24 protein-coding genes are annotated in these 20,665 nt (G+C 72.4%); 6 read left to right on the top strand and 18 right to left on the bottom strand.

Translation table 11 applies throughout. The features are described from left to right. Nucleotides 1-9 precede the first annotated feature (9 nt). The 7 genes from RE421_RS15485 to RE421_RS15455 form a co-directional block, all read right to left on the bottom strand. Nucleotides 10-828 carry a thymidylate synthase gene (locus RE421_RS15485; RefSeq protein ID WP_309812052.1) on the bottom strand — a complete coding sequence of 273 codons (819 nt, stop codon included), beginning with the start codon at nucleotides 826-828 and terminating at the stop codon, nucleotides 10-12. After that, the gene (locus RE421_RS15480) at nucleotides 825-1,214 is read right to left on the bottom strand and encodes a GntR family transcriptional regulator (RefSeq protein ID WP_309812049.1); all 390 of its coding nucleotides are present in this window, start codon (nucleotides 1,212-1,214) and stop codon (nucleotides 825-827) included. The genes RE421_RS15485 and RE421_RS15480 overlap by 4 nt, the downstream gene beginning before the upstream one ends. Continuing rightward, entirely contained in the window at nucleotides 1,211-3,094 is a 1,884-nt protein-coding gene (locus RE421_RS15475; RefSeq protein WP_309812046.1) for a hypothetical protein, read from the bottom strand. Before RE421_RS15475 ends, RE421_RS15480 begins: the two co-directional genes overlap by 4 nt. Before the next feature lie 73 nt (nucleotides 3,095-3,167). Continuing rightward, nucleotides 3,168-3,515, bottom strand: a complete 348-nt coding sequence (locus RE421_RS15470; protein WP_309812043.1) for a GNAT family N-acetyltransferase — start codon at nucleotides 3,513-3,515, stop codon at nucleotides 3,168-3,170. A 31-nt stretch (nucleotides 3,516-3,546) separates the two neighbouring features. After that, nucleotides 3,547-4,542, bottom strand: coding sequence for an NUDIX hydrolase (locus tag RE421_RS15465; protein WP_309812040.1), 996 nt, complete (start codon nucleotides 4,540-4,542; stop codon nucleotides 3,547-3,549). Between the two features lie 11 nt (nucleotides 4,543-4,553). Then, on the bottom strand, nucleotides 4,554-5,519 hold the full coding sequence (gene mshD, locus RE421_RS15460) for a mycothiol synthase (protein ID WP_309812036.1): 966 nt from the start codon (nucleotides 5,517-5,519) through the stop codon (nucleotides 4,554-4,556). Between the two features lie 10 nt (nucleotides 5,520-5,529). After that, on the bottom strand, nucleotides 5,530-6,237 hold the full coding sequence (locus RE421_RS15455) for a response regulator transcription factor (RefSeq protein WP_309812033.1): 708 nt from the start codon (nucleotides 6,235-6,237) through the stop codon (nucleotides 5,530-5,532). Nucleotides 6,238-6,294: 57 nt separating this feature from the next. Between RE421_RS15455 and RE421_RS15450 the strand changes: the two genes are divergently transcribed. The 4 genes from RE421_RS15450 (at nucleotide 6,295) to RE421_RS15435 (ending at nucleotide 9,431) form a co-directional block, all read left to right on the top strand. After that, complete coding sequence (locus RE421_RS15450; protein WP_309812029.1) at nucleotides 6,295-7,104, top strand: hypothetical protein; 810 nt, start codon at nucleotides 6,295-6,297, stop codon at nucleotides 7,102-7,104. An 18-nt stretch (nucleotides 7,105-7,122) separates the two neighbouring features. Continuing rightward, a complete protein-coding gene (locus RE421_RS15445) occupies nucleotides 7,123-7,467 on the top strand; it encodes a hypothetical protein (protein WP_309812027.1) in 345 nt (114 codons plus the stop codon). 147 nt (nucleotides 7,468-7,614) lie between these two features. Next, nucleotides 7,615-8,265 (top strand): FABP family protein, encoded by a 651-nt coding sequence (locus tag RE421_RS15440; protein ID WP_309812024.1) that lies wholly within the window; start codon nucleotides 7,615-7,617, stop codon nucleotides 8,263-8,265. A 5-nt stretch (nucleotides 8,266-8,270) separates the two neighbouring features. Further along, nucleotides 8,271-9,431, top strand: a complete 1,161-nt coding sequence (locus RE421_RS15435; protein ID WP_309812022.1) for a folate-binding protein — start codon at nucleotides 8,271-8,273, stop codon at nucleotides 9,429-9,431. 25 nt (nucleotides 9,432-9,456) lie between these two features. Here RE421_RS15435 and RE421_RS15430 read toward each other — a convergent pair whose 3' ends face one another. From RE421_RS15430 to RE421_RS15400, 7 genes are all read right to left on the bottom strand, one after another. Further along, nucleotides 9,457-11,397 (bottom strand): DUF222 domain-containing protein, encoded by a 1,941-nt coding sequence (locus RE421_RS15430; protein ID WP_309812020.1) that lies wholly within the window; start codon nucleotides 11,395-11,397, stop codon nucleotides 9,457-9,459. Nucleotides 11,398-11,472: 75 nt separating this feature from the next. Beyond that, a complete protein-coding gene (locus RE421_RS15425; protein ID WP_309812017.1) occupies nucleotides 11,473-11,871 on the bottom strand; it encodes a VOC family protein in 399 nt (132 codons plus the stop codon). A 55-nt stretch (nucleotides 11,872-11,926) separates the two neighbouring features. Next, nucleotides 11,927-12,676 (bottom strand): GNAT family N-acetyltransferase, encoded by a 750-nt coding sequence (locus tag RE421_RS15420; RefSeq protein WP_309812013.1) that lies wholly within the window; start codon nucleotides 12,674-12,676, stop codon nucleotides 11,927-11,929. A gap of 26 nt (nucleotides 12,677-12,702) precedes the next feature. After that, nucleotides 12,703-13,734, bottom strand: coding sequence for a 6-phosphofructokinase (locus tag RE421_RS15415; RefSeq protein ID WP_309812010.1), 1,032 nt, complete (start codon nucleotides 13,732-13,734; stop codon nucleotides 12,703-12,705). A 61-nt stretch (nucleotides 13,735-13,795) separates the two neighbouring features. Continuing rightward, nucleotides 13,796-14,050 carry a PspC domain-containing protein gene (locus RE421_RS15410; protein WP_309812005.1) on the bottom strand — a complete coding sequence of 85 codons (255 nt, stop codon included), beginning with the start codon at nucleotides 14,048-14,050 and terminating at the stop codon, nucleotides 13,796-13,798. Between the two features lie 40 nt (nucleotides 14,051-14,090). Beyond that, nucleotides 14,091-14,471 (bottom strand): hypothetical protein, encoded by a 381-nt coding sequence (locus tag RE421_RS15405; RefSeq protein ID WP_309812001.1) that lies wholly within the window; start codon nucleotides 14,469-14,471, stop codon nucleotides 14,091-14,093. A 5-nt stretch (nucleotides 14,472-14,476) separates the two neighbouring features. Further along, nucleotides 14,477-15,904, bottom strand: a complete 1,428-nt coding sequence (locus RE421_RS15400; RefSeq protein ID WP_309811999.1) for a PspC domain-containing protein — start codon at nucleotides 15,902-15,904, stop codon at nucleotides 14,477-14,479. Between the two features lie 124 nt (nucleotides 15,905-16,028). Between RE421_RS15400 and RE421_RS15395 the strand changes: the two genes are divergently transcribed. Beyond that, complete coding sequence (locus RE421_RS15395; protein WP_309811997.1) at nucleotides 16,029-17,285, top strand: PspC domain-containing protein; 1,257 nt, start codon at nucleotides 16,029-16,031, stop codon at nucleotides 17,283-17,285. Beyond that, nucleotides 17,282-17,947 (top strand): response regulator transcription factor, encoded by a 666-nt coding sequence (locus RE421_RS15390; RefSeq protein WP_309811995.1) that lies wholly within the window; start codon nucleotides 17,282-17,284, stop codon nucleotides 17,945-17,947. Before RE421_RS15395 ends, RE421_RS15390 begins: the two co-directional genes overlap by 4 nt. Here RE421_RS15390 and RE421_RS15385 read toward each other — a convergent pair. From RE421_RS15385 to RE421_RS15370, 4 genes are read right to left on the bottom strand one after another with little or no spacing between them, the layout of a single operon-like run. Next, nucleotides 17,913-18,530: an ATP-binding cassette domain-containing protein gene (locus tag RE421_RS15385; RefSeq protein ID WP_309811991.1), complete on the bottom strand. Its 618-nt coding sequence runs from the start codon at nucleotides 18,528-18,530 to the stop codon at nucleotides 17,913-17,915. The two genes, RE421_RS15390 and RE421_RS15385, sit on opposite strands and share 35 nt — an antisense overlap. 14 nt (nucleotides 18,531-18,544) lie before the next feature. Beyond that, entirely contained in the window at nucleotides 18,545-19,378 is an 834-nt protein-coding gene (locus RE421_RS15380; protein WP_309811986.1) for an ABC transporter permease, read from the bottom strand. Beyond that, nucleotides 19,356-20,159 (bottom strand): molybdate ABC transporter substrate-binding protein, encoded by an 804-nt coding sequence (modA, locus tag RE421_RS15375; RefSeq protein WP_309811984.1) that lies wholly within the window; start codon nucleotides 20,157-20,159, stop codon nucleotides 19,356-19,358. Before modA ends, RE421_RS15380 begins: the two co-directional genes overlap by 23 nt. Further along, nucleotides 20,156-20,560: a TOBE domain-containing protein gene (locus RE421_RS15370; RefSeq protein ID WP_309811982.1), complete on the bottom strand. Its 405-nt coding sequence runs from the start codon at nucleotides 20,558-20,560 to the stop codon at nucleotides 20,156-20,158. The genes modA and RE421_RS15370 overlap by 4 nt, the downstream gene beginning before the upstream one ends. Nucleotides 20,561-20,665: the final 105 nt, after the last annotated feature.

Raw genomic sequence — 20,665 nt, 5'->3', positions numbered from 1 at the left:
GTGGGTCGGTCAGACGGCAATGGGGGCCTTGATCGTCGGGTGGTGCTGGTAGTCGACCAGCGCGAAGTCCTCGAGGTCGTAGCTGAAGAGGTCATCCGGCGTCCGGGTGATCTGCAGTCGCGGGTAGGGGTAGGGCTCGCGGGTCAGCTGCTCGGTGACCTGGTCCACGTGGTTGGCGTAGATGTGGCAGTCACCGCCGGTCCACACGAACTCACCGGGCTCCAGGCCGGTCTGCTGGGCCATCATGACGGTCAGCAGGGCGTAGGAGGCGATGTTGAAGGGCACCCCGAGGAACAGGTCCGCCGAGCGCTGGTAGAGCTGGCAGGACAGTTTCCCGGGGCCGTCGTCCTGCGGGGCCACGTAGAACTGGAACATCGCGTGGCACGGCGGCAGGGCCATCTGCTCCACCTCGGCCGGGTTCCACGCGGTGACGAGGTGCCGGCGCGAGTCCGGGTTGGTCTGGATGGAGTCCACGACCTTCGCGATCTGGTCGATCTGGCCGCCGTCCGGGGTGGGCCAGGACCGCCACTGCACGCCGTAGACCGGGCCGAGCTCGCCGTCCGCGTCCGCCCATTCGTCCCAGATCCGCACACCGCGCTCCTGCAGCCAGCGGACGTTGGAGTCCCCGCGCAGGAACCAGAGCAGCTCCAGCGCCACGGACTTGAAGTGCACGCGCTTGGTGGTGATCAGCGGGAAGGACTCGGAGAGGTCGTAGCGCAGCTGGCGTCCGAAGACGCTGCGGGTCCCGGTTCCGGTGCGATCGGTCTTGACGGCTCCATCGGCCAGGACCTCGGCCAGGAGATCCTCGTACGGGGTGGGAATGCTCACCGCCCCAGTCTACGGTGCGCGTCCTGGACCAGGGCGACGGTCTGCTCTGGGCTGAGTCCCGCGGCCCGGGCCCGGTCCACCAGTTCCTCGGCGGCCCGCACGACGTCGGCCGGGGCCTCGGCATGGTCGGCTCGCCCCGGCAGGCGTTCCGCCACCGTGGTGCCGTGCCGGCGCCGGGACAACACGTAGCCGGCGGCTTCCAGCTCGCGGTACGCCCGCGCCACGGTCCCCACGGCGATCCCGAGGTCCGAGGCCAGCGCCCTCACCGAGGGGAGCCGGGCGCCGGGGGCGAGCGTGCCGTCGTCGACCAGCGCCGTGATCCTGGCCCGCAGCTGCTCGAATGGCGGCACCGGCGAGGAGAGGTCGAGGGTGATCTCCGCGCTCATGGTCGTGAGGTCTCCAGCGCGTCCCCGGCACGGGAGGGCCGGGTGGCCACGCCGGGGACCTCTGGGGCGGGGGCGATCACGCAGACCACGATGAGGCTGAAGAGTGCGAACAACAGCAGGGTCCGGGTCAGGAGGAGGCCGTCGGGCAGGTCGTTGACCCCGGGGTCGAAGACGGCGGAGGTGATGAACCCGTTCCACACCTGCACGCCGGCGATCAGGGCGGCAGCGGTCACGGCGAAGACGCCGGCGGCGCCCACCGCCAGGACCCGGTTGGCCCCGCCGGCGCGGAGGGCCGCGTCCTGTGCGGCGGTGGCGCGGCCGAGCGCCGGCCGGCGGACGGCCAGCCGGGCCAATGCCAGCGAGAGCAGCGCGAAACCCGCTGTGGTCGCGGCCAAGGCCCCCGCCAGTTCCGCTGCCTGCGCGGTCTGGAATGCCGGCGTGACCGTGCACAGCACACACCACACGGTGGCCAGCAGCACCGCCAGCCCCAGGGCGAGCAACGGCCAGCGCGAGGGGGACCCCGTGGTGACGGCCCCGCCGTCCGTCCCCGGGGCGGGGCAGTGACCGCGACGGACGCCGAGTTCGGTGAGGCCCAGGATCAACAGTGCGGCGGCGCACGGCAGGGCGGACCACAGCAGCATGGACCACTGGGCGTCCCCGTCCGCGGGTGCCGCCCAGAGGAAGAAGGCGACCAGCACCCCACTCGGCACCGCGAGCATCCACGCCAACGTCGCCCCGTCCAGGCGCAACCGCAGCACGGCGCGGGCGGTGCCGGGTCGGCTCGGGGCGTCGAACCGTGCCGGTGAGCCGGCATTCCGGGGTGACCGGCCGGCGTCGTACCCCTCGAGGCCGGGCGCCGTGTGGGAGCCGAGCTGGGAGACGTAGGGGGAGCGCCAGAACAGCAGGATGAGCATCGCCAGGACCGAGGCCAGACCGAGCCACGGCATGAACGGGGTGGAGTAGGAGTCGGCGGCCTGGAGAGCCCGTGCGGCGTCAGCGACCGCCCAGGCGTTGAAACCCGCCTGGCCGATCCCGAGCGCGATGACCGCGGTGGTGCGCAGGGCGCGGTTGACGGCGATGCGGCGGACGAGGTCGTCGTCGTGCGGGTGCAGGCCGCCCAGGATGGGCCGGCGGGCGATGGTCCGCAGCACCACCACGAAGGCCAACACCACCAGCACCACAGCCAGCAGCAGCCAGGGGGCGATGTCCGCGCCGGCCCGGACGCCCGGCTCGAACCATGAATTCTCGCCGCCGTATCCCTGGTCCCATTCCGCGCTGCCCGGTTCGCCCGCGCCCCAACGCTCGTCGACCTGCCGGGCGTCGACGCCCGGCGCGGTCCAGGACAGGGCCACCAAGCCGACGGCGGCCACTAGGAGCAGGGCGGTGAAGGCCGTCAGGTACCTCGGCAGCAGGTCCGAGGGCCGGCGGTCCCTGAGCCGTGCCGTGCGCACGGCGCCGGACTGCCGCGGCCACGTGTACTGCGCCACCACGTAGACGAGCGCGAAGCCCAGGACCGGGCCGAGGACCGTCCCGAGGCCCTCGACCCAGGACAGTCCGGGCACCGGGGCGGTGGTGATCGTGCGAACGGTCTCGCCCTCGGTCTGCGTGGTGACGGGAAAGGCGCCGTGGCCGAAGACCGCGTACTCCTCCGCCGTGGCCAGCCGGCTCAGCCCGGAGGTGCCCGAGGCGAAGAGCGCGATGAGCGCCGTGATCATGGCGTGGGTGCGGACGGCCCGGACGGGATCGCCGCGACCGGGACTCCACGCGGTGCCGCGCAGGACGAGGTACAGCAGCCCCAGCCCGAGCGCCAGCCCGAGTCCGGCTGAACCGGCCCAGCCGGCCAGGCCGACCCACTGGCCGTCGTCGTTCGTGTATCCCATGTGCCCCCCCTGATCTTTGTGTCAATGTACCAAACCATTGACACATTGAACAGAGGTGGTGCAGGGGAGGTCGCTACTCCGGCAGCTCGCCCTCGAACACGAGCGGCTGGTACTCCGGGTAGCGCCGCAGGTAATCCTGCACGTAGGAGCACTCCGGCACGATCGAGAAGCCCTCGGCCTTGAGGCGCTCCAGCACGATCGTCACGAGGGCGCGCGCATAGCCGCGGCGGCCGAAGGACTCCTTGATGATCGTGTGCTGCAGCACCACCACGGTGTCCTCACCCACGGTGTGCTCCGCGTAGCCGAGGAAGCCGATGAACTGGTCCCGCTGCCACAGCTCGACCCGGCCGCGGTCCGGGTCGCGCTTCACGCGCAGCTCATCGTGGACGATCTTGGGTGCCTGCTCGCCGCCGGTGTTCATGGCAAGACCCTAACCCAGTGCCCCCGAGAACTCAGTCGTCCCAGACGTCGTAGGTCTCGACCGAGACGATCCTCCCGCCGAGGTCCAGCCCCTGGTGTGCCACGATGACCGCCCCGGGGGAGAGGAACGGGTCCTTCTCCGGCAGGGCGGCGAGCACGGCGGGCGGCGTGTTCCGGGCCAGGACCGCCAGGATCTCCGGCAGCACGGGCCGGTGGGTGCACAGCAGGGTCGAGCGGAGCTTGCCGAGCAGCCTGGCCGTCTCCTGGCGCGCCTTCTGGGGCTTGTTCTTGGCCGACTTCTCGGTGAAGGCGGAGACCTCCTTGAACCCGCGCTTGGTGTCCTTGACGTAGGGCGTCACGGTCTCCACGCAGCGCTGCCAGGGCGAGGTGATGACCTTCTGCGGGTCCCAGGACGCCAGGAGCCGGCGCACGGACAGCGCCTGGCGCCGCCCCGTGGCCGCGAGCGGGCGCTGGCCCTCCGCGCGGGACCAGGAGGAGCGCGGCTTGGCCTTGGCATGGCGCAGGACGATGAAGGGCGCGGTGCGCAGGGCCTGGTCCCGGTGGGCGGAGATCAGGGCCTCCAGCGGCTCGGCGTCCGTGGAGTTGGTCAGCAGCCCGCGGGCCTTCTCGGCGGTGACCCACCGGGTGCGGTCCACCTCCTTGCCGTCCGGGACCGGTGCGGCCCGGCCGGCCTCGGCCGCCCAGTACCAGACCTCCTTGGTGGTGTTCTTGTCGTTGCCGACCGTGTAGCGGGTGATCGGCAGCGGGATGCCGAGCTCGATCTGGAGGCCGATCTCCTCGGAGACCTCACGCCGGGCGCATTCGGGGAGGGTCTCGCCGTCGTCCAGCTTGCCCTTGGGCCAAGACCAGTCGTCGTACTGGGGGCGGTGGATCAGCAGGACCTCGAGCCCCTGTCCGGCGGAGCGCCACGGCAGGATGCCCGCGGCCAGCACCTGCGCGGTGGGTCCGGCGTCATGGAAGGCGGCGGTGGATCGGGCGGCTGACAGGCGGGTGGCCGTCTGGGACATGCGCGGGCCCCTCAGGCGCCCGGGGCGTACATCACGTCGGTGTCCCAGCGGACGAACCCGAGCTTGCGGTACAACTCCACGGCGGGCGTGTTGTCCGCATCCACATAGAGCATCACGGCCTCGACGCCCTGCTGCTGCAGGTGGCGGATGCCGGCCACGGTCAGCGCCCTGCCCAGGCCGCGGCCCTGCGCCGCCGGCGCGATCCCCACCGAATACACCTCGCCGAGCGGCGGGTGGCCCTCCACGCCGGCGTGGATCTTGGTCCAGTGGAAGCCCAGCATCATCCCGTCGGCGTCCTCGGCCACCAGGAAGCCGGCCGGGTCGAACCAGGGCTCGGCCTTCCGGGCGTCCAGGTCGGTCTGGTCCAGGGACCCCTGCTCGGGATGACTGGCGAAGGCGGCGGCGTTGGTCTCCAGCCAGGCCGCGTCATCGGTGCCCGGCACGAAGGACCGGATCGTGACGCCCTCCGGCAGTGGCAGCGCGGCGAAGGGATCCTGGTGCGTCAGGCGCAGGCGCAACAGCTCGCGCACCGGCGCGTAGCCGAACTGCTCGGCCAGCCGCGCGGCGGCCGCATGGTTGCCGTGCGCCCACGCGTTCAGCGGAACGGGGCGGCCGGGGCGGTCCTGGACCCCGCGGGCCAGCGCGGTGGCGACGCCCTGCGCACGGCAGTTCGGGTGCACCACCAGTTCCAGCGTCCCGGTGGCCTCCGGTCCGGCGTCCGGGGCGGGGGAGATCGCGACGGCGGCGCCCGCCAGCTCGCCCTCGCGGCCGTCCTGATGGTCCAGCCACGCGGTCACGGTGTGGACCCGGTCCGGGTCGTCCGTGGTGCGCAGCTCGACCCAGGTCTGGTCGGAGAACGGGGGGTTGCCGTCGGCCTGCTCGGCGGCCTCGGCCAGGGTCACCAGGTCGCGCAGCAGACCGGCCTCGAGCCGGCCGGCGCTCGTGGACAAGGACGGGAACTCATGCGGGTGGTCCATGGGCCCCACCCTAGTCGTTGGACGCGCCGTTCTCCCGGGGTTCGCGGGGGACGAAGCGGTAGCCCACGTTCCGCACGGTGCCGATCAGCTGTTCCTGGTCCGGCCCCAGCTTGGCCCGCAGCCGCCGCACGTGGACGTCCACGGTGCGGGTGCCGCCGAAGTAGTCGTAGCCCCACACCTCGTGCAGGAGCTGCTCCCGGGTGAAGACGCGGCCGGGATGCTGCACGAGGTGCTTGAGCAGCTCGAATTCCTTGAACGTGAGGTTCATCGGCTCGCCGTGGACCTGGGCCGTGTAGGTGGAGGCGTCCACGAAGATCCCCGAGGCGCGGATCGGCTGGTCCCCCGCAGAGCCGCTGGCCCCGTCCTCAGCCCGCGGCTGGGTGGCCAGCCGCAGCCGGGCCGTCACCTCGGCGGGGCCGGCGGTGTCCAGCAGGAAGTCGCGGGGCCCCCACGCGGGCGAGAAGCCGGCGAGCCCGCCCTCGGTCAGGACCGGCAGCAGCGGCAGGTCGGGCGAGGCGGCGGCCAGGGCGCGGCACAGGCTGCGGGCGCCCGTGAGGTCCCGCCGGGCGTCCACCAGCACGACGTCGGCATCTGGGTATCGCAGCAACGTCTCGGCCCGCGGTGGTCCCGCGATCGTGCGGTGGTCCAGGAAGGCCAGGGACTCCAGGACTGCCTCGGGGCGGTCGGACGCGCCGGAGAGCATCAACAGCAGGGCCATGGAGGGCCTCCTCTTCCGGGTCAGGACGATTATAGGAGTCAATGGCAGGATGGGAGGGTGAAGCATCCTCTGTTGGCCGTCACCGGCGCGCTCGCCGCCGTGGTCGTGGCCGCGGGCGGTCTCGTCTCGGCCTGGCTGGGCACCCCGTGGATCATGGTCCTCGTGGCGGCCGTCCTCGTGGTGGTCGTGGCCCTGGGCTGGCCGCAGATGCTCGGAGCCCCGGCCCGGAAGTCGCTGACCGCCGTGCTCGGCCTGACCGGCCTCGGCGCAGCCGTGGCCGTGGCACTCTGGCCCGGTCGGGGCCCCGGTGAGGGGATCGAGGACTTCGGGGCCTCGCTCATCGAACCGATCGCCGTGACCATCGCCCTCGGCGTGCTGGCCGCCTTCATGGTCCAGCTGTTCCGCGGTTCCGGCAGCCCCCACCGCCTGGAGTCCACTGCGGGGACCATCACCGGCGTGGCCGCCGTCTGCTGCGGCGCCGCCTGGGTCGCCCTCGCCCGGTACGACGCCGGCCCGCTCGCCTTCTCGGTGGGCGTCTCCCTGGCGCTCGCGGCCCTGGCCGGGCTGGTTCCGTTCCCCGGCCGGTCCGGCCGGGGACTGGCCGCTGGGCTCTCCGTGGTGCTGGCCGGCGTCGTGCCCTGGGTCCTGTCCGGCCTCTGGCCCGCCGCCTGGCCGGCGTTGCCACTGCCGGCCGCCGTGGTGGCCGGCGCGCTGGGCGGGCTGGTGCTCGTGCTGCTGGGACAGCTCGCGCCGGAGCGCGGGCGCGGCCGGCCCGTGGGACAGCGCGCGGCCATGGCCCTGGGGACGGCCCCCGTGGCCGTGGCGGGAATCGTGACCTATTTTGTGTTCAGGATCATGCCGGTCTGACCGGCGGAAGGAGTTGTCATGACGGAGATGGCCGCAGCCCACTACACGGCGGCGATGGAGGAGGGCGGGGACGACGCGTTCGAGCGGGCGTTCCGGTTCGTCGGGGGCGTGCTCACCCAGGTCTTCGGCGGGTCCGGGGCCGATGTGGTCGGCGTGTCCGTGGTGGTGCGCCGGCGCGGTGACGAGGAGGAGGTCCTGCGGATCGACGCGGTCAACGCGGAGGACGGGGACCAGATCCTGCAGGCGATCCAGACGGACCTGGACACCTACCCTGAGGACGAGTTCGTCACCTACTGGCTGGACCAGGTCAAGGGCGGACGTCATGTGGCGGGGCGCGACGGCGACGGAACGCGGATGGACTAGCTCTGGAGTAGGATCGGAGACATGTCGATTCTTGCACTTGAGGTTTTCTTCACCGCCCTGCTCGTCATCGCGGGACTGGCCATGGCCGCCTTCGCCGTGCTCGTGGTGACCGGCCTGTACAAGGGCCAGCGCTGAGGTTGAGCCCGCGTGGCCACTGAACTGCCGTTTGACCTGACCCCGGAGCTCGCACCGCTCTCCTGGCTCATCGGCGCCTGGGAGGGGCAGGGGCGTCTCGGTTCCGGCGAGGAGGGGTCCGAGGTCTTCTACCAGCGGGTCGACTTCACCGACCACCGCCTGCCGTTCATCGAGTACCGCGCCGAGTCCTGGCTCTGCGAGCCGGACGGCACCCTGTTGCGGCCGTTGACCGTGGAGAACGGCTTCTGGGCGCTGGACCGGGACCGACGGGACGGTGACCCGGGCCCGGGCATGCAGCCCGCTGACGTGGTGCCCGTGCTCCGCTCCGCCGATGACGTGGAGACCTTCCGCCGGGAGGACGGCTCCTTCCCGATCACCGCGCAGATCTCCCACCCCGGATCCCTGACCGAGTTGTACTACGGCGTCATCAAGGGCCCCCAGCTCCAGCTGAAGACCGATTCCGTCCTGCGCGGCTCGGCCGCCGGACCGTACGAGGGCGGGACGCGGATCATGGGCCTGGTCAACGGCCAGATGTTCTGGCGCTGGGACGCCACCCACACCTCCGAGGCCGGCGAGGAGCCGCATGCCTCGGCCATCCTCGACCGGATGCCGGATCCCACGCAGGGACGGCTGGCACCCGGGAAACCCCGAATGGAGTCCTGAGACCCATGCTGAACCTCCCCGGGGCGGTGGCCGGGAACGGTCCAGACGCCCCCGTGGCCGCGCACTATGGCCAGCCGAACGCCGAGCAGCGGGCGCTGGCGGAGGGCACCGCGGTGGTGGACCTCTCGCACCGCGGCGTGGTGACGGTGACCGGCCCCGACCGGCTGACCTGGCTGAACGTGCTGACGAGCCAGAAGCTCGACCGCCTGGCACCCGGGACGTCGAGCGAGACCCTGTTCCTGGACATCCAGGGCCGGATCGAGTTCGACTGCCACCTCGTGGACGACGGGGAGACCACCTGGCTCACCGTGGAGCCGGGGGAGAACGCCGGGCTGGCCGACTGGCTGGAGAAGATGAGGTTCGCCTCCCGCGTGGAGGTCGCCGACCGCACCGGCGAGATCGCCGTGCTGGGTTCCACCGCCGAGGTTCCCGGATGGGACGCCGGCGTGGACGGGGCGGCGGCCGTGGCGCGGTGGCAGGACCCGTGGCCGGCCATCGGCGAGGGCGGGTTCCCGTACACCGCTGACCCCGACCCCGCGCACCATCCGGCGGCCGACTGGAGTTGGAACGAGTACCTGGTGCCGTCGTCGGTGCTGGACGGCGGCCTGAAGGAGGCGCTGCCCGAAGGTTGGACGCTGGCCGGCACGATGGCCTCCGAGGCACTGCGTGTTGCCGCTCTGCGCCCCCGGCACGGCGTGGACACGGACGAGCGGACCATCCCGCATGAGATCGACCTGGTTCGTACCGCCGTGCACCTGGAGAAGGGCTGCTACAAGGGCCAGGAGACCATTGCCCGGGTCCACAACCTGGGCCGGCCGCCCCGGCGACTGACGTTCCTGCAGCTCGACGGCTCGGGCCACACCCTGCCCTCGCCCGGAGCCGATGTGGTGGTGCGGCCGGAGGCTGCCTCGGCGGACGCGGCCGAGGCCGCGACGGCCCGCCCCGTCGGCACCCTCACCTCCGTGGCCCTGCACCACGAGATGGGCCCCATCGCGCTGGCCATGCTCAAGCGCAACACCGACCCCGAGGCCGAGCTCCTGGTGCGCGGCGGATCGGCCGATGACGGCTGGACCTTCACGGCAGCGACCCAGGAGACCGTGGTCTCCCCTCAGGCCGGGCAGGTCGTCGGGCGTCAGACCGGCTTCCTCCGCAAGGGCGCGCGCTGACCAGGCTGAACCTGGGCCGGTATTCCTAGGCAGCCCGCGCATACTCCACCCGAGCGAGAGGAGCGCCGCGAGACCCGGGATTTCCGGAGCGAGACCGGGACCAGGCCAGGTCGATCCGCCGATGCCGGGGTCTTGGCCCGAGGTGCGGTGCCCGTCTGACCTGGTCTGCCGGGCTGGGCTTGCCGGCCGAGTTGGATGGGGCTGTCGGTCTGTACTGTCCTGCCGGGTTTCCTGTCGTCCTGCCTGATGTGGGCGGGGGCGGTTTCGCCGTCACCCGCACCGTGACGGGTGCGGTGTCTGTGGTGCAGGGCGCGCTTCGCTGGTCGGGCTCACCTTCTCTCGCACCTTCTCTCGGACTTTCTCCCGGACGTTCCCGGGCACGCCCCTGCGCGTTTCCCTCGACCATCCCACTCCGGGGCTCGGCGGCGTGAGGGGTCACTCTGGGGTCGGCAGTGGCCGGGGCTACTGGTGCGCGGGGTGGGGTGAGGGGTCGGGGGTGGCTGGTGTAGTGGTGGCCGGTGGGGGTGGTGATGTCGAGGTGGTGCGGGGTGGTCCGATGGGTCCAGCCGGGGTGTTCTTTGGTGTAGTTGCAGCGTTCGCAGAGGCCGGAGCCGTTGGCGTAGCTGGTGGGTCCGCCGTCCCGGTAGGGGGTGGCGTGGTCGATGTGGCGGATGGGTGCTCCGCAGTAGGGGGTGCGGCAGAGGTTGTCCCGGATCATGATCATCTGGCGTAGCTTCCGGGGGAACTCCCGACGCTGGGAATCCATCGCGACCAGGTGTCCGGTCTCCGGGGAGGTGTAGAGCCGACGCAGGAACACCCGGGCCCCAGCGGCCTCAGCGTCCTCGGGTGCCTCGGGATCCTCAGTGTCCTGGGGTGCCTCGGGATGCTGGGGGTCGGGGGTGAGGAGTTTCCGGGCGGTGGTGGCGGGGAGGGGGCCGTGTCCGGGGATCCAGGCGGGTTCGTGGTCACCTGCGAGCAGGGTGGTGTCGGTCATGATGAGGTGGATCTCCACGGGGGAGGAGTCCTGGGTGGTGCGGCCGGTGAGGCGTTCGACGAGGACGTCGGAGAGGACCTGCTTCGGGCTGCGTCCTTCGGCTTCGCCGAGGGCCAGGGTGGTGGCTGCTTGGTCGGTGAGGGCGTGGTAGCAGGCTGCTGCCTCGAAGGCGGGCAGCAGGGCGGTGAGGTAGGCCATGCCGTGGTCGGTGGGCTTGAGGTGGACGTGCCGGTCGGTGACGGCCTCGTCGTATCGTTCCGCGGCGGTGTGGGGGTCCTGCCGGTGGGCTTCGGCCTGGGTGTGGTGGGTGAGGTCGCGCAGGCTGAGGCCGGGGAGTCGGTCGGCCAGGGTGGTGTCGACGCGGTGGCGGGCGGGGGCGGGGAGCCAGTGGGTGTGGCGTTCGAGGGTGGCGGCGTGTTCTTCGGTGATCTGGCCGGTCTGGAGGGCGGTGAGGGTGTTCGGGAGGTGTTGGGTGAGGTTCAGGGCTTGGCGGAGGTGGGTGCTGCCGCGGTGGGGGTTCTGGCGGCGGGCCAGGCCGATCTCGGTGCCCAGGCCGCGTCCGCGGCGGGAGGCGGGGATGCCGCGGGCGGCTTCATCCAGGACCCGGTGGGCGTGGAGGGCTGCGGTTTCGCGGGCTTGGACTGCGGCGCAGGCGGCTTTGAGGTCCTCCAGGGCACGGATGCGGTGGATGGCCTCGGCCTCGCGGGTGACGGCGGCCAGTTCCTCCTGGCTCGGCCCGAACGGGCCGGCGGGCGTGCTCGCAGAAGCGGCGGCAGCAGTGGCGGTGCTGGTGGATGCGAGCGCGGCGGCAGAGGCGGCCGGGACCATGCCGGTCAGGCACTCGCGTAGGGCGATGATGGCCTGGGCATCCCACAACGCCGGAACGGCAGGGACTGTGGAGCTCTCGGGGTCGCCGGGCGCGGTTTCGTGCAAGGGGGTGACCCCGGGAGCACGATCCGCGTCTTCGAACATGTGTACTACTCTACCGACCGGCGAGGACACCGTAAAGGGCCGAACGCCCCTCTGTGGAAACCAAGCTGTGGAAACCTACTGGTCGCGCGCGGACAGCACGCAGAACTCGTTCCCGTCGGGATCGGCGAGGACGGTCCAGGTGGCCTCCGCCGGCTCGCCGACGTCGATGATCCTGGCCCCGAGGTCCACCAGCCGCTGGATCTCGGCGTCCCGGTCGTCCGAGGAGTGCGGGGCGAAGTCCCAGTGCAGTCGGTTCTTCCCGGACTTCCCGTGCTCGACCGGCACGAAGACCATGCCGGGCGGGACACGGTGGAAGGGCAGGGAGCCGGAGAACTCCGCAGCCCACGGCGGGACCAGGACCACCTCAAGATCGGAGGCGTAGGCGGCCTCCCAGCCGAGGGCCTCGCCCCACCAGCGGGCCAAGGCGCGGTGATCGGTGGACTCCACCACGGTCGAATACCATCTGAGCGCCATGGCTCAGGGTAGGCAGGAGCACGACCGCTTGCACAGGCCTACTGGTTGAACAGGCCTACTGGTTGAACAGCATCGTCGTCTGCGAACCGGCCAGCTCGAAGCCGAGCGACGCCGCCACCCGCTGGGCGCCGGTGTTGCCCAGGGCGGCCCGCCACTGGGGGATCAGGCCTTCCGTGAAGGCCTCCTCCATCGCGATGGCCCCGGCATAGGCGCCCAGGCCCATGCGCCGGACGTCCGGCCGGACCAGGACGCCCACGTGGCCGATCAGCCCCTGCCACTCCTCGTACCCGGCACCTGCCACCGGCCGACCGGTCGGGGTGCCCGCGCCGTCGTCGGGAATGAGGGTGAAGGTGGAGTCCACGCCGGACAGTCCCACCTCGGTGACGTCATCCGCGGGGCACTGGGCCTCCAGCTCCCGGGCGTCCGCGTCCTCGTAGGACACCGCCACGGTGGAGGACCGGTCGAGGTCCGGGACGTCGTCGGCGTAGTACAGCACCCACTCGCCGAGGGAACGCGCGGCATGCCCCGTGCCGAGGCGGATCATGGTCGATTCCAGGGCCAGCACCTCGTCGTCCACGTCCCGCGCGGCGTCCAGCAGCCAGCGGGGCCCGTACAGCACAGAGGTACCGTACAGCCGGACGAAGGTGGCGATCTGGTCGTCCTCGTCGGGACGGTCACCGGCGGCGGCATCGGTGGCCACCTCGAGCCGGCGGCCACCGGCCGAGGCCAGCGCCTCGTCGTCGAGCCCCAGGATGCGGGACCAGGCCAGCTCGATGATCTGGCGGGTGTGGGCGTTGACGGGCATGGCCTCCACGCTACTCGCCTGCCCCGCTACCGCCCGAACAGCACCTTGGCCTCGTCGTAGCGGTGCGCCGGGACCTCCTTGAGGCCGTCCAGCGCCGCGGCCAGGTCCACCTGGACGATCTCCGTGCCGTCGAGGGCGACCATCTGCCCGAACCGGCCCTGGGCCACGAGGTCGATGGCCCCCATGCCGAAGCGGGTGGCCAGTACGCGGTCGTAGCCGGTGGGGGCGCCGCCGCGCTGGATGTGGCCCAGCACGGTGCTGCGCGTCTCGATCCCGGTGGAGTCCTCGATCTGGCGCGTGACCCATTCACCGATGCCGCCCAGCCGAGGCCGCCCGGAGGCATCCGCCCCGGCCTCGGCCAGCGGATCGTCGAGGCCTTCGGGGACGAAGCCCTCGGCCACCACCACGAGGGGGGAGCGGCCGCGGTCATGGACCTGCCGGACCCAGTCGAACACCTGGTCCATGGACGTGCGCTGCTCCGGGATGAGGATGGCGTGGGCGCCGGCGGACATCCCCGAGTGCAGGGCGATCCAGCCGACGTGCCGGCCCATCACCTCCGCGACCATGCACCGGTGGTGGGACTCGCCCGTGGTGCGCAGCCGGTCCATGGCGTCCGTGGCGATCGAGACCGCGGTGTCGAAGCCGAAGGTGTAGTCCGTGGCCTTGAGGTCGTTGTCGATCGTCTTGGGGACGCCCACGAGGGGCACGCCGTCGTCGGACAACCGCTTCGCGCCGGCCAGGGTGCCCTCGCCGCCGATGGCGACCACCGCGTCCAGGCCCAGCTCGGCCATGCGGGCCTTGATGTTCTCCGGCCCCCCGCCGGGGTGGTTGTACGGGTGGGTGCGCGAGGTCCCGAGGATGGTGCCGCCCGTGCGAGCCAGGCCGCGGACCTTCTGGCGCGGCAGGTCCTCCACCTCGCCCTCGATCAGCCCCCTCCAGCCGTCCCGGATGCCGACCAGCTCGTAGTCGTAGGACTTGATCCCGTGCAGCACCGCCGACCGGATGACGGCGTTGAGGCCGGGGCAGTCCCCGCCGGAAGTGAGGAGGCCGACGCGCATGCTGGGATTCCTTTCTCGGGACTACTCGGGACTGCTCGGGACTACTCGGGGCTACTCGGGGTTACAGCGGCCGCTGGGTCCCCGGGAACACCCGCTCCAGGGGGATGGTGTTGTCCTGCCAGGGCAGCAGGATCCATGCAATCACATACGCGGCAGGACCGATGAACGGCAGGATGAAGCTGATCAGGACCACGATCCTGACCAGCGTGGGGTCCCAGCCGAACTTGGCGGCGATCCCGCCGCAGATGCCGCCGACCCAGCGGCGGGGGCCGCGGCGGAAGGGGATGCTTCTCAGGGTGCGATAGAGGGTGTCCATGGTGTTCTCCTTGGCGGGTGGTGGCTTGGCGGGTGGTGGCTCAGCGGGTTCGACTACGGGCGGCACCGGCGATGCCGCCGGCCAGCAGGGCCACGCCGCCGACCACGGCGAGCCCGATCATCACCAGCACCGGGTCCACGTTCCAGTCAAGCACGGTGACGGACAGGGACCATAGGGCCACCAGCAGGGCGATCACGCCCCACACCAGGGTGCCGGTGCGCAGGCCGGGCTTCTCCGGCGAGTCGAGGGATGGATGGGGCCCGACGTCGGCCGGCCCGTCGGCCTCAGCGCTGCGGTGGGCCGTGTGGTCGGCCGTGTGGTCGGCACCGTAGTGCCGGTCGTACACGGTGCCGCGGGTGATCTCCTCCTCGAGGGCGTCGGCCTCGGGATCGGGCTGGTTCTGGGGGTTGTGGCTGGTCATGTCATTCACTCCTGGGTGGTGCTGGTGTCAGCGCTGGTATCAGTGCTGGTGTCGGCGCTGGTGGAGGGCTCGGCGCTGACGTTCAGCGTCGAGAAGGACAGGTCGGCGTTGACGATCACCCGCTCGTCACCGGGGGCGTCCACCACTTGGATGCGGCCGGCGTCGTCGGTGCCGAGGTTCGGTCCGCCCACGGAGCTGAACGAGTTGTCCACCTCGAGATAGACGTCCACGTCATCCGGAACGATCAGGTCCACGGTGGAGAAGCTGAGGTTCATCTCCACGGGGTCCACCGTGGCGGCGCCGCTGCCCTCGAGGCCGCTGAGGTTGACGGTGGCCTCACCGAAGCTCAGCTCGTAGCCGTCCGCGGGGTTGCCGGACAGCACGCCCCCGTTCCAGTCGCCGCGCTCGGACCAGGGGCCCCACGGGCCCGTCATGCCGTCGCTGAACGCGGCGCCGCCCGTCGCGCCGATCACCGGCAGGGCGAGGATGGCCGTGGTCACGGTCAGCCCGCCGCCGCCGCGGCCGGAGATCGCCCCGATGATGAGGCCGATCGAGAGCACCGCGAGCGTGGTGGCCAGGGAGGCGGCCCAGATGACGGGCCACGAGGCCGTGAAGACGTCCAGGTAGCGCAGCAGGGACACCGCGGCGCCGGCCAGCACCGCGAGCCCGACGACGGCCAGCTGGGTCGAGCCCGGCAGCGAGGGTGGGGTGCGGTTCACCGGCGGCGCCGGCTGGTGCGGGGGACGGTAGGAGGATTGAGAGGAGGGCTGGTACGGGGGCTGGTACGGGGGATGTGAGGCAGCGGCGGACATGGGCTCGGGTCCTTCCGGGAGGGGGATGGTGGGTGCGGTCTCTGAGGGGGTCGAGTACCACCCGGTGTCCGAGGGCGCCAGGTAGACGGGTTCGGGAGGGGCCTCGGGGGCGCCCGGGACAGCGGTGGCCCCGGCGGCACCGGCAGTCTCGGCGTGGCCGGGGGCCTCCAGCGCCTCCGGCGGACCCTGGCGGCCCTTGGAGACCACCAGCCACACGAAGAAGCCGATGATCGCGAGCCCCACGACGCTGCCGAAGTTCCAGAAGCTCTCACCGCGGCCGATCTGGCCGGGGACGCTGAACAGGTTGCCGACGCCCAGCACGGAGACGATCAGCGCGCCGGTGGTGCCGGAGCTCCAGCGCCCGCGGGCGGCCTCCCGGGCGTGGATCCGGCCGTCGGGCTCGGGCAGGAACATCCAGGCGGCCCCGTAGAGCAGGACGGTCAGCCCGGCCGTCAGCAGGGTCAGGACCACGAACAGGGCGCGGCCCAGGGTGCGGTCCATGCCGAGGCGATCGGCGGCCCCGGCCACCACGCCGCCGATCCAGCGGTTCGGGGAGCGCACGGTGCGCAGCGATTCGATCCAGGGGTAGAAGCCGCCGGTGTGGGCATCGTTCTCGTTCATGCTTCCATCGTTGCCTGCCCGGGGACGCCGCGGTATCCGGATGACCCCGGATCCGACCCGGAGAACCCCCGGAGCGGTGCCCGCGGGGGCGCCCGGAGGGGCAGTCGTCAGGCAGGATGGAGCCATGACCGCAGTGTCCGAGCCCCTCCTGACCCGTTCCCGGGAGCACCGCGCCATCGCCGGCGTCTGTGCCGGGCTGGCCCGTCACCTCGGGCTGCCCCTGGGCTGGGTGCGTCTCGGGGTGGTGGCCCTGTCCCTGCTCAGCGGGGTCGGCGTGGTCTTCTACGCGTGGCTGTGGATCTTCGTCCCGGACGAGGGGGAGGCCGTGGTCGGCGCCGCCGAGCCCGTGCGCGGGGCCGCCGAACAGGTCCGGCCCTGGAAGCTGGCCAACCTGCCGGAGTCCCTGGGTCGGGGCTGGCAGGTCGTCCTCGGGCTCGTGCTCCTCGTGCTGGCCGCCGCCCTGACCCTGCAGGTGGTGGCCGGCGTCCGGCTGAACTGGGGCATGCTCGGTCCGGCCGCCGTCGTCCTGCTCGGCGTGGCGCTGGTCTGGCTGCAGTTCGACACCCTGCGCGGTGGCGCCCTCGAGCACGGCACCCGCCGCGTCACCTCCCTCGTGCTCGGCCTGCTCCTGGTCATGGTCGGCATCCTGGCGCTCGCCGCCGGGTACGTCGGCACGCAGGACCTGTGGCTGGGGCTCGTGGTCGCGCTGGTGATCCTGGCCGGGGTGGCGCTCGTGGCCGCCCCGTGGGTGCTGAAGCTCTGGCGGGACGCCGCCGCGAAGTCCTCCGCGCTCGCGGTCCAGACCGAGCGGGCCGAGATCGCCGCCCACCTGCACGACTCCGTGCTGCAGACCCTCGCCCTGATCCAGCGCAACGCGGGCGACTCCGCCGTGGTCGCCCGGCTCGCCCGCGCCCAGGAACGCGACCTGCGCCAATACCTCTACGCCGATCCCACCCGCCCGGAGGGCAACCTGACGGACCGGCTGCAGGACCTGGCGGCGGCGATCGAGGACAACCACGGCCAGCCCATCGAGGTCGTCACGGTCGGCACCGCCACCGGCGGCTGGCTGGACCCGCTGCTGCAGGCCTCCCGTGAGGCCATGCTCAACGCCGTGCGCCACGCCGGGCACGGAGGTCCCGTGCGCGTCTACGCGGAGGCCGGCCCGGCCGCCGTCGAGGTCTTCGTCAAGGACCGGGGCGCGGGATTCGACCTGGGAGCCATCCCGCGGGACCGCCTCGGCATCCGCGAGTCCGTGATCGGCCGGATGGAGCGCGCCGGCGGGACGGCCACCATCGCCACCGGCGACGACGGCACCGAAGTCCGCCTGCACCTGCCGGTCCCGGAGGCGCATCAGAGCACGAAGGAAGGACCCACCGCATGATCCCCCAGCCAGTCCGCCCCGTCCGCGTCGTCATCGTGGACGACCACGCCATCTTCCGGACCGGGCTGAAGGCGGACCTGGACCCGGCCGCCGTCGAGGTGGTGGGCGAGGCCGGGGACGTGGACTCCGCAGTCCGCACCATCCACGCCACGGAGCCGGACGTGGTGCTGCTGGACGTGCACCTGCCCGGCGGCCGCGGCGGCGGTGGGGCCGAGGTCGCCGCGTCCTGCCAGGCCCTGGCCCCGGAGGTGCGGTTCCTGGCGATCTCCGTCTCGGACTCCGCCGAGGACGTGGTGGCGGTGATCCGCGCCGGGGCCCGCGGCTACGTCACCAAGACCATCTCCGGGGCGGAGGTCTCGGACGCCGTGCGCCGGGTGGCCGGCGGGGACGCCGTGTTCTCGCCCCGGCTGGCCGGCTTCGTGCTGGACGCCTTCGGCACCGCGGACGTGGCCGTGCGGGACGAGGAGCTGGACCTGCTCTCCGCCCGGGAGCTCGAGGTCATGCGGCTGATTGCCCGCGGCTACACCTACCGGGAGGCCGCCAAGGACCTGTTCATCTCCGTGCGGACCATCGAGACCCACGTGTCCAACGTGCTGCGCAAGCTCCAGCTCTCCAACCGCCACGAGCTCACGCGCTGGGCGGGGGAGCGGGGATTGTTGTGATCACGTCCGCCAGCGCACGCAGGTCCGCGGCCTGGTGGGACACCAGCACCGTGGTGCGGCCGGTGAGCACCTCGGCCAGCAGCTCGCGGATCTGCGGCACCGCCTGAGCGTCGAGGGCGGCCAGCGGCTCGTCCAGCAGCACCAGGTCCGGCTCCGAGGCCAGGACCCGCGCGATCGCGGTGCGCTGCGCCTGACCGCCCGAGAGCTGGTGCGGCCGGCGCCCGGCCAGGTGCCCCACCCCCAGGCGGTCGAGCCAGTTCCGGGCCACCTCGCGGCGCTGCGCGCGGGACACGACGCCGGCCCGGCGCAGTCCGAAGGCGACGTTCGCCTCGGCCGTGAGGTGCGGGAAGAGCAGGGGGTCCTGCGTCAGGTAGCCGACGTTCCGCCGTCGTGCCGGGATCCAGGTGTGCTCATCGAACAGCGCCCGCTCCCCGAGCCGGGCGTGGCCGGACTCCGGGCGCAGCCAGCCGGCCACGGCGGAGAGCACCGTGGACTTGCCGGCGCCGTTGGCCCCGCTCAGGGCGAGGGTCTGGCCTGGCTCGACCGTGAGGGCGACGTCCACCCCGCGCTCGGGGACGACCACGTGGCAGTCCAGCCTCACGGCCCGGACACCCCCGGCCGGTCCCGGCGCCCGTAGGCCACCGTGATGACCACGAGCGCGACCACCACGAGCACGAGCGAGAGTGCGACGGCGGCGTCCGGGTCGGTCTCCCGCTCCAGGTAGACCTGCAGGGGCAGGGTGCGCGTGGTGCCCTGCAGGGAGCCGGCGAAGGTGATGGTGGCGCCGAACTCGCCCAGGGCGCGCGCGAAGGTCAGCACCAGCCCGGAGGCCAGTCCGGGGACGAGCAGCGGCAGGGTCACCGTGCAGAAGGTGCGCAGCGGCGAGGCGCCGAGGGACAGTGCGGTGCGCTCGTGGGCCTCTCCGCGGGTCAGCAGCGCACCCTCCAGGGCCACGACGAGGAACGGCAGGGAGACGAACACCTGGGCCACGACCACGGCGGCGGAGGTGAAGGCGATCTCGATCCCGAGCACGTGCAGGTGCTCGCCGATCAGCCCGCGCCGGCCGAAGGCCTCCGTGAGGGCGATGCCGCCGACCACGGGCGGGACCACGAGCGGCAGCAGCACGAGCGCCCGGGCCAGGGTGCGGCCCGGGAACCGGAGCCGGGTGAGCACCAGGGCCAGCGGGGTCCCGAGCAGCAGGCAGATCGCGGTGGCCGTCAGGGCCGTGCGCAGGGAGAGCCCGAGGGCGTCGAGGGCGCTCGAGGAGGTCAGCAGCTCCGGCAGCCGGGCCAGGTCCACCCCGGCCACGAGCGCCGCGAACGGCACGAGGATGGCGACCCCGCCGAGCAGGCCCACCGCGATCAGGGCCGCGGGGGGCCGGACCCGGACGGTGCGGTCGGGGATGGCTCTACTGCGCACGGCCGAAGCCATAGCCCTCCACCAGCGACTGGCCGTCCTCGGAGAGCACGTAGTCCACGAAGGCCTGGGCCAGCTCCCGCTGCCCGGGTCCGTTGTCCTCGGCGCCCCGCAGCACCGTGATGGGGTAGGAGTTCACCGCCGCCCCGGCCTGCTCCAGCTCGATGGTGTGGACCGCGTCCCCCGCGCCCCTGGCGTCCGTGACATAGACCAGGCCCGCGTCCGCCTCGCCGGAGCTGACCTTGCCCAGCACGTCGGTGACCTGGGACTCCTCGCTGACCGGGGACAGTTCCACGCCGGCGTCCTCGGCCACCGTCTGCGTGGCGTCACCGCAGGGGACCCGGGGGGCGCAGACCACGAGCCGCACCCCCTCGGCGGCGGCGTCCGCGAGCGACTCGAGGCCCGCGGGGTTGTCCGGCGGCGTGACGAGCGTCAGCACGTTGGTGGCGAAGGGAACGGGGTTGATCGCCTCCTCCGCGGCCCGGTCCATGGTGGCCTCGTTCGCGGAGGCGAAGACGTCCGCGGGGGCCCCGACCAGGATCTGCTCCACGAGGGCGGAGGAGCCGGCCATGTTGTACTGCACCTCGACCCCGGGGTGCTCCGCCTCGAAGCCGTCGGCGAGCTCCTCGAAGGCGTCGCCCAGGGAGGCCGCCGCGAACACCGTCAGGGTGGTGTCCCCAGCGTGGTCCCCCGTGGCGCCGGCGCTGGCTGGATCCTCGCCGCCGCAGGCGGTGAGGCCCAGGGCCGCGGTGGACAGGGAAGCCAACAGCAGGACGCTCCGGGACGAGGTCCTCACGGGCCGACCTCCCGATTGACGATGACCGTGGTCGCCTTGACCACGGCGGTGGCCGGCATGCCCGGTTCCAGGCCCAACTCGCGCGCGGCCTCGGAGCTCATGAGGGACACCACCCGGAACGGGCCGCACTGCAGCTCCACCTGCGCCATGACGGTGTCCATGACCACGTTCGTCACGAGCCCGGAGAAGCTGTTGCGGGCCGAGGAGGGGACACCGTCGGGGGCATCGCCCGGGTGCTCCGAGGCCTCCCTCGCCAGGGCCGCCACCTGAACCCCGTCCACGGCGGCCCGGCCGGAGCCGTCCGTGTGCCCGGCGAGCCGGCCGGCGGTTACCCAGCGGCGCACGGTGTCGTCGCTGACGCCGAGGTAGCGGGCAGCCTCGGCAACGCGCAGAAGAGTCATGAGGGCGACCTTAGCGCACGCAGATGCGGATCAGAAGAGTCCTCTGAGTCGCATCTGCGGGCCCTGTTCACTTTGAGGGCAATCCCGACCGGTGGGGATTGCCCT

The sequence above is a fragment of the Citricoccus sp. I39-566 genome (assembly GCF_031432995.1).
Classification (GTDB): domain Bacteria; phylum Actinomycetota; class Actinomycetes; order Actinomycetales; family Micrococcaceae; genus Citricoccus; species Citricoccus nitrophenolicus_A.
This window is presented reverse-complemented; position numbering and strand designations above follow the sequence as displayed.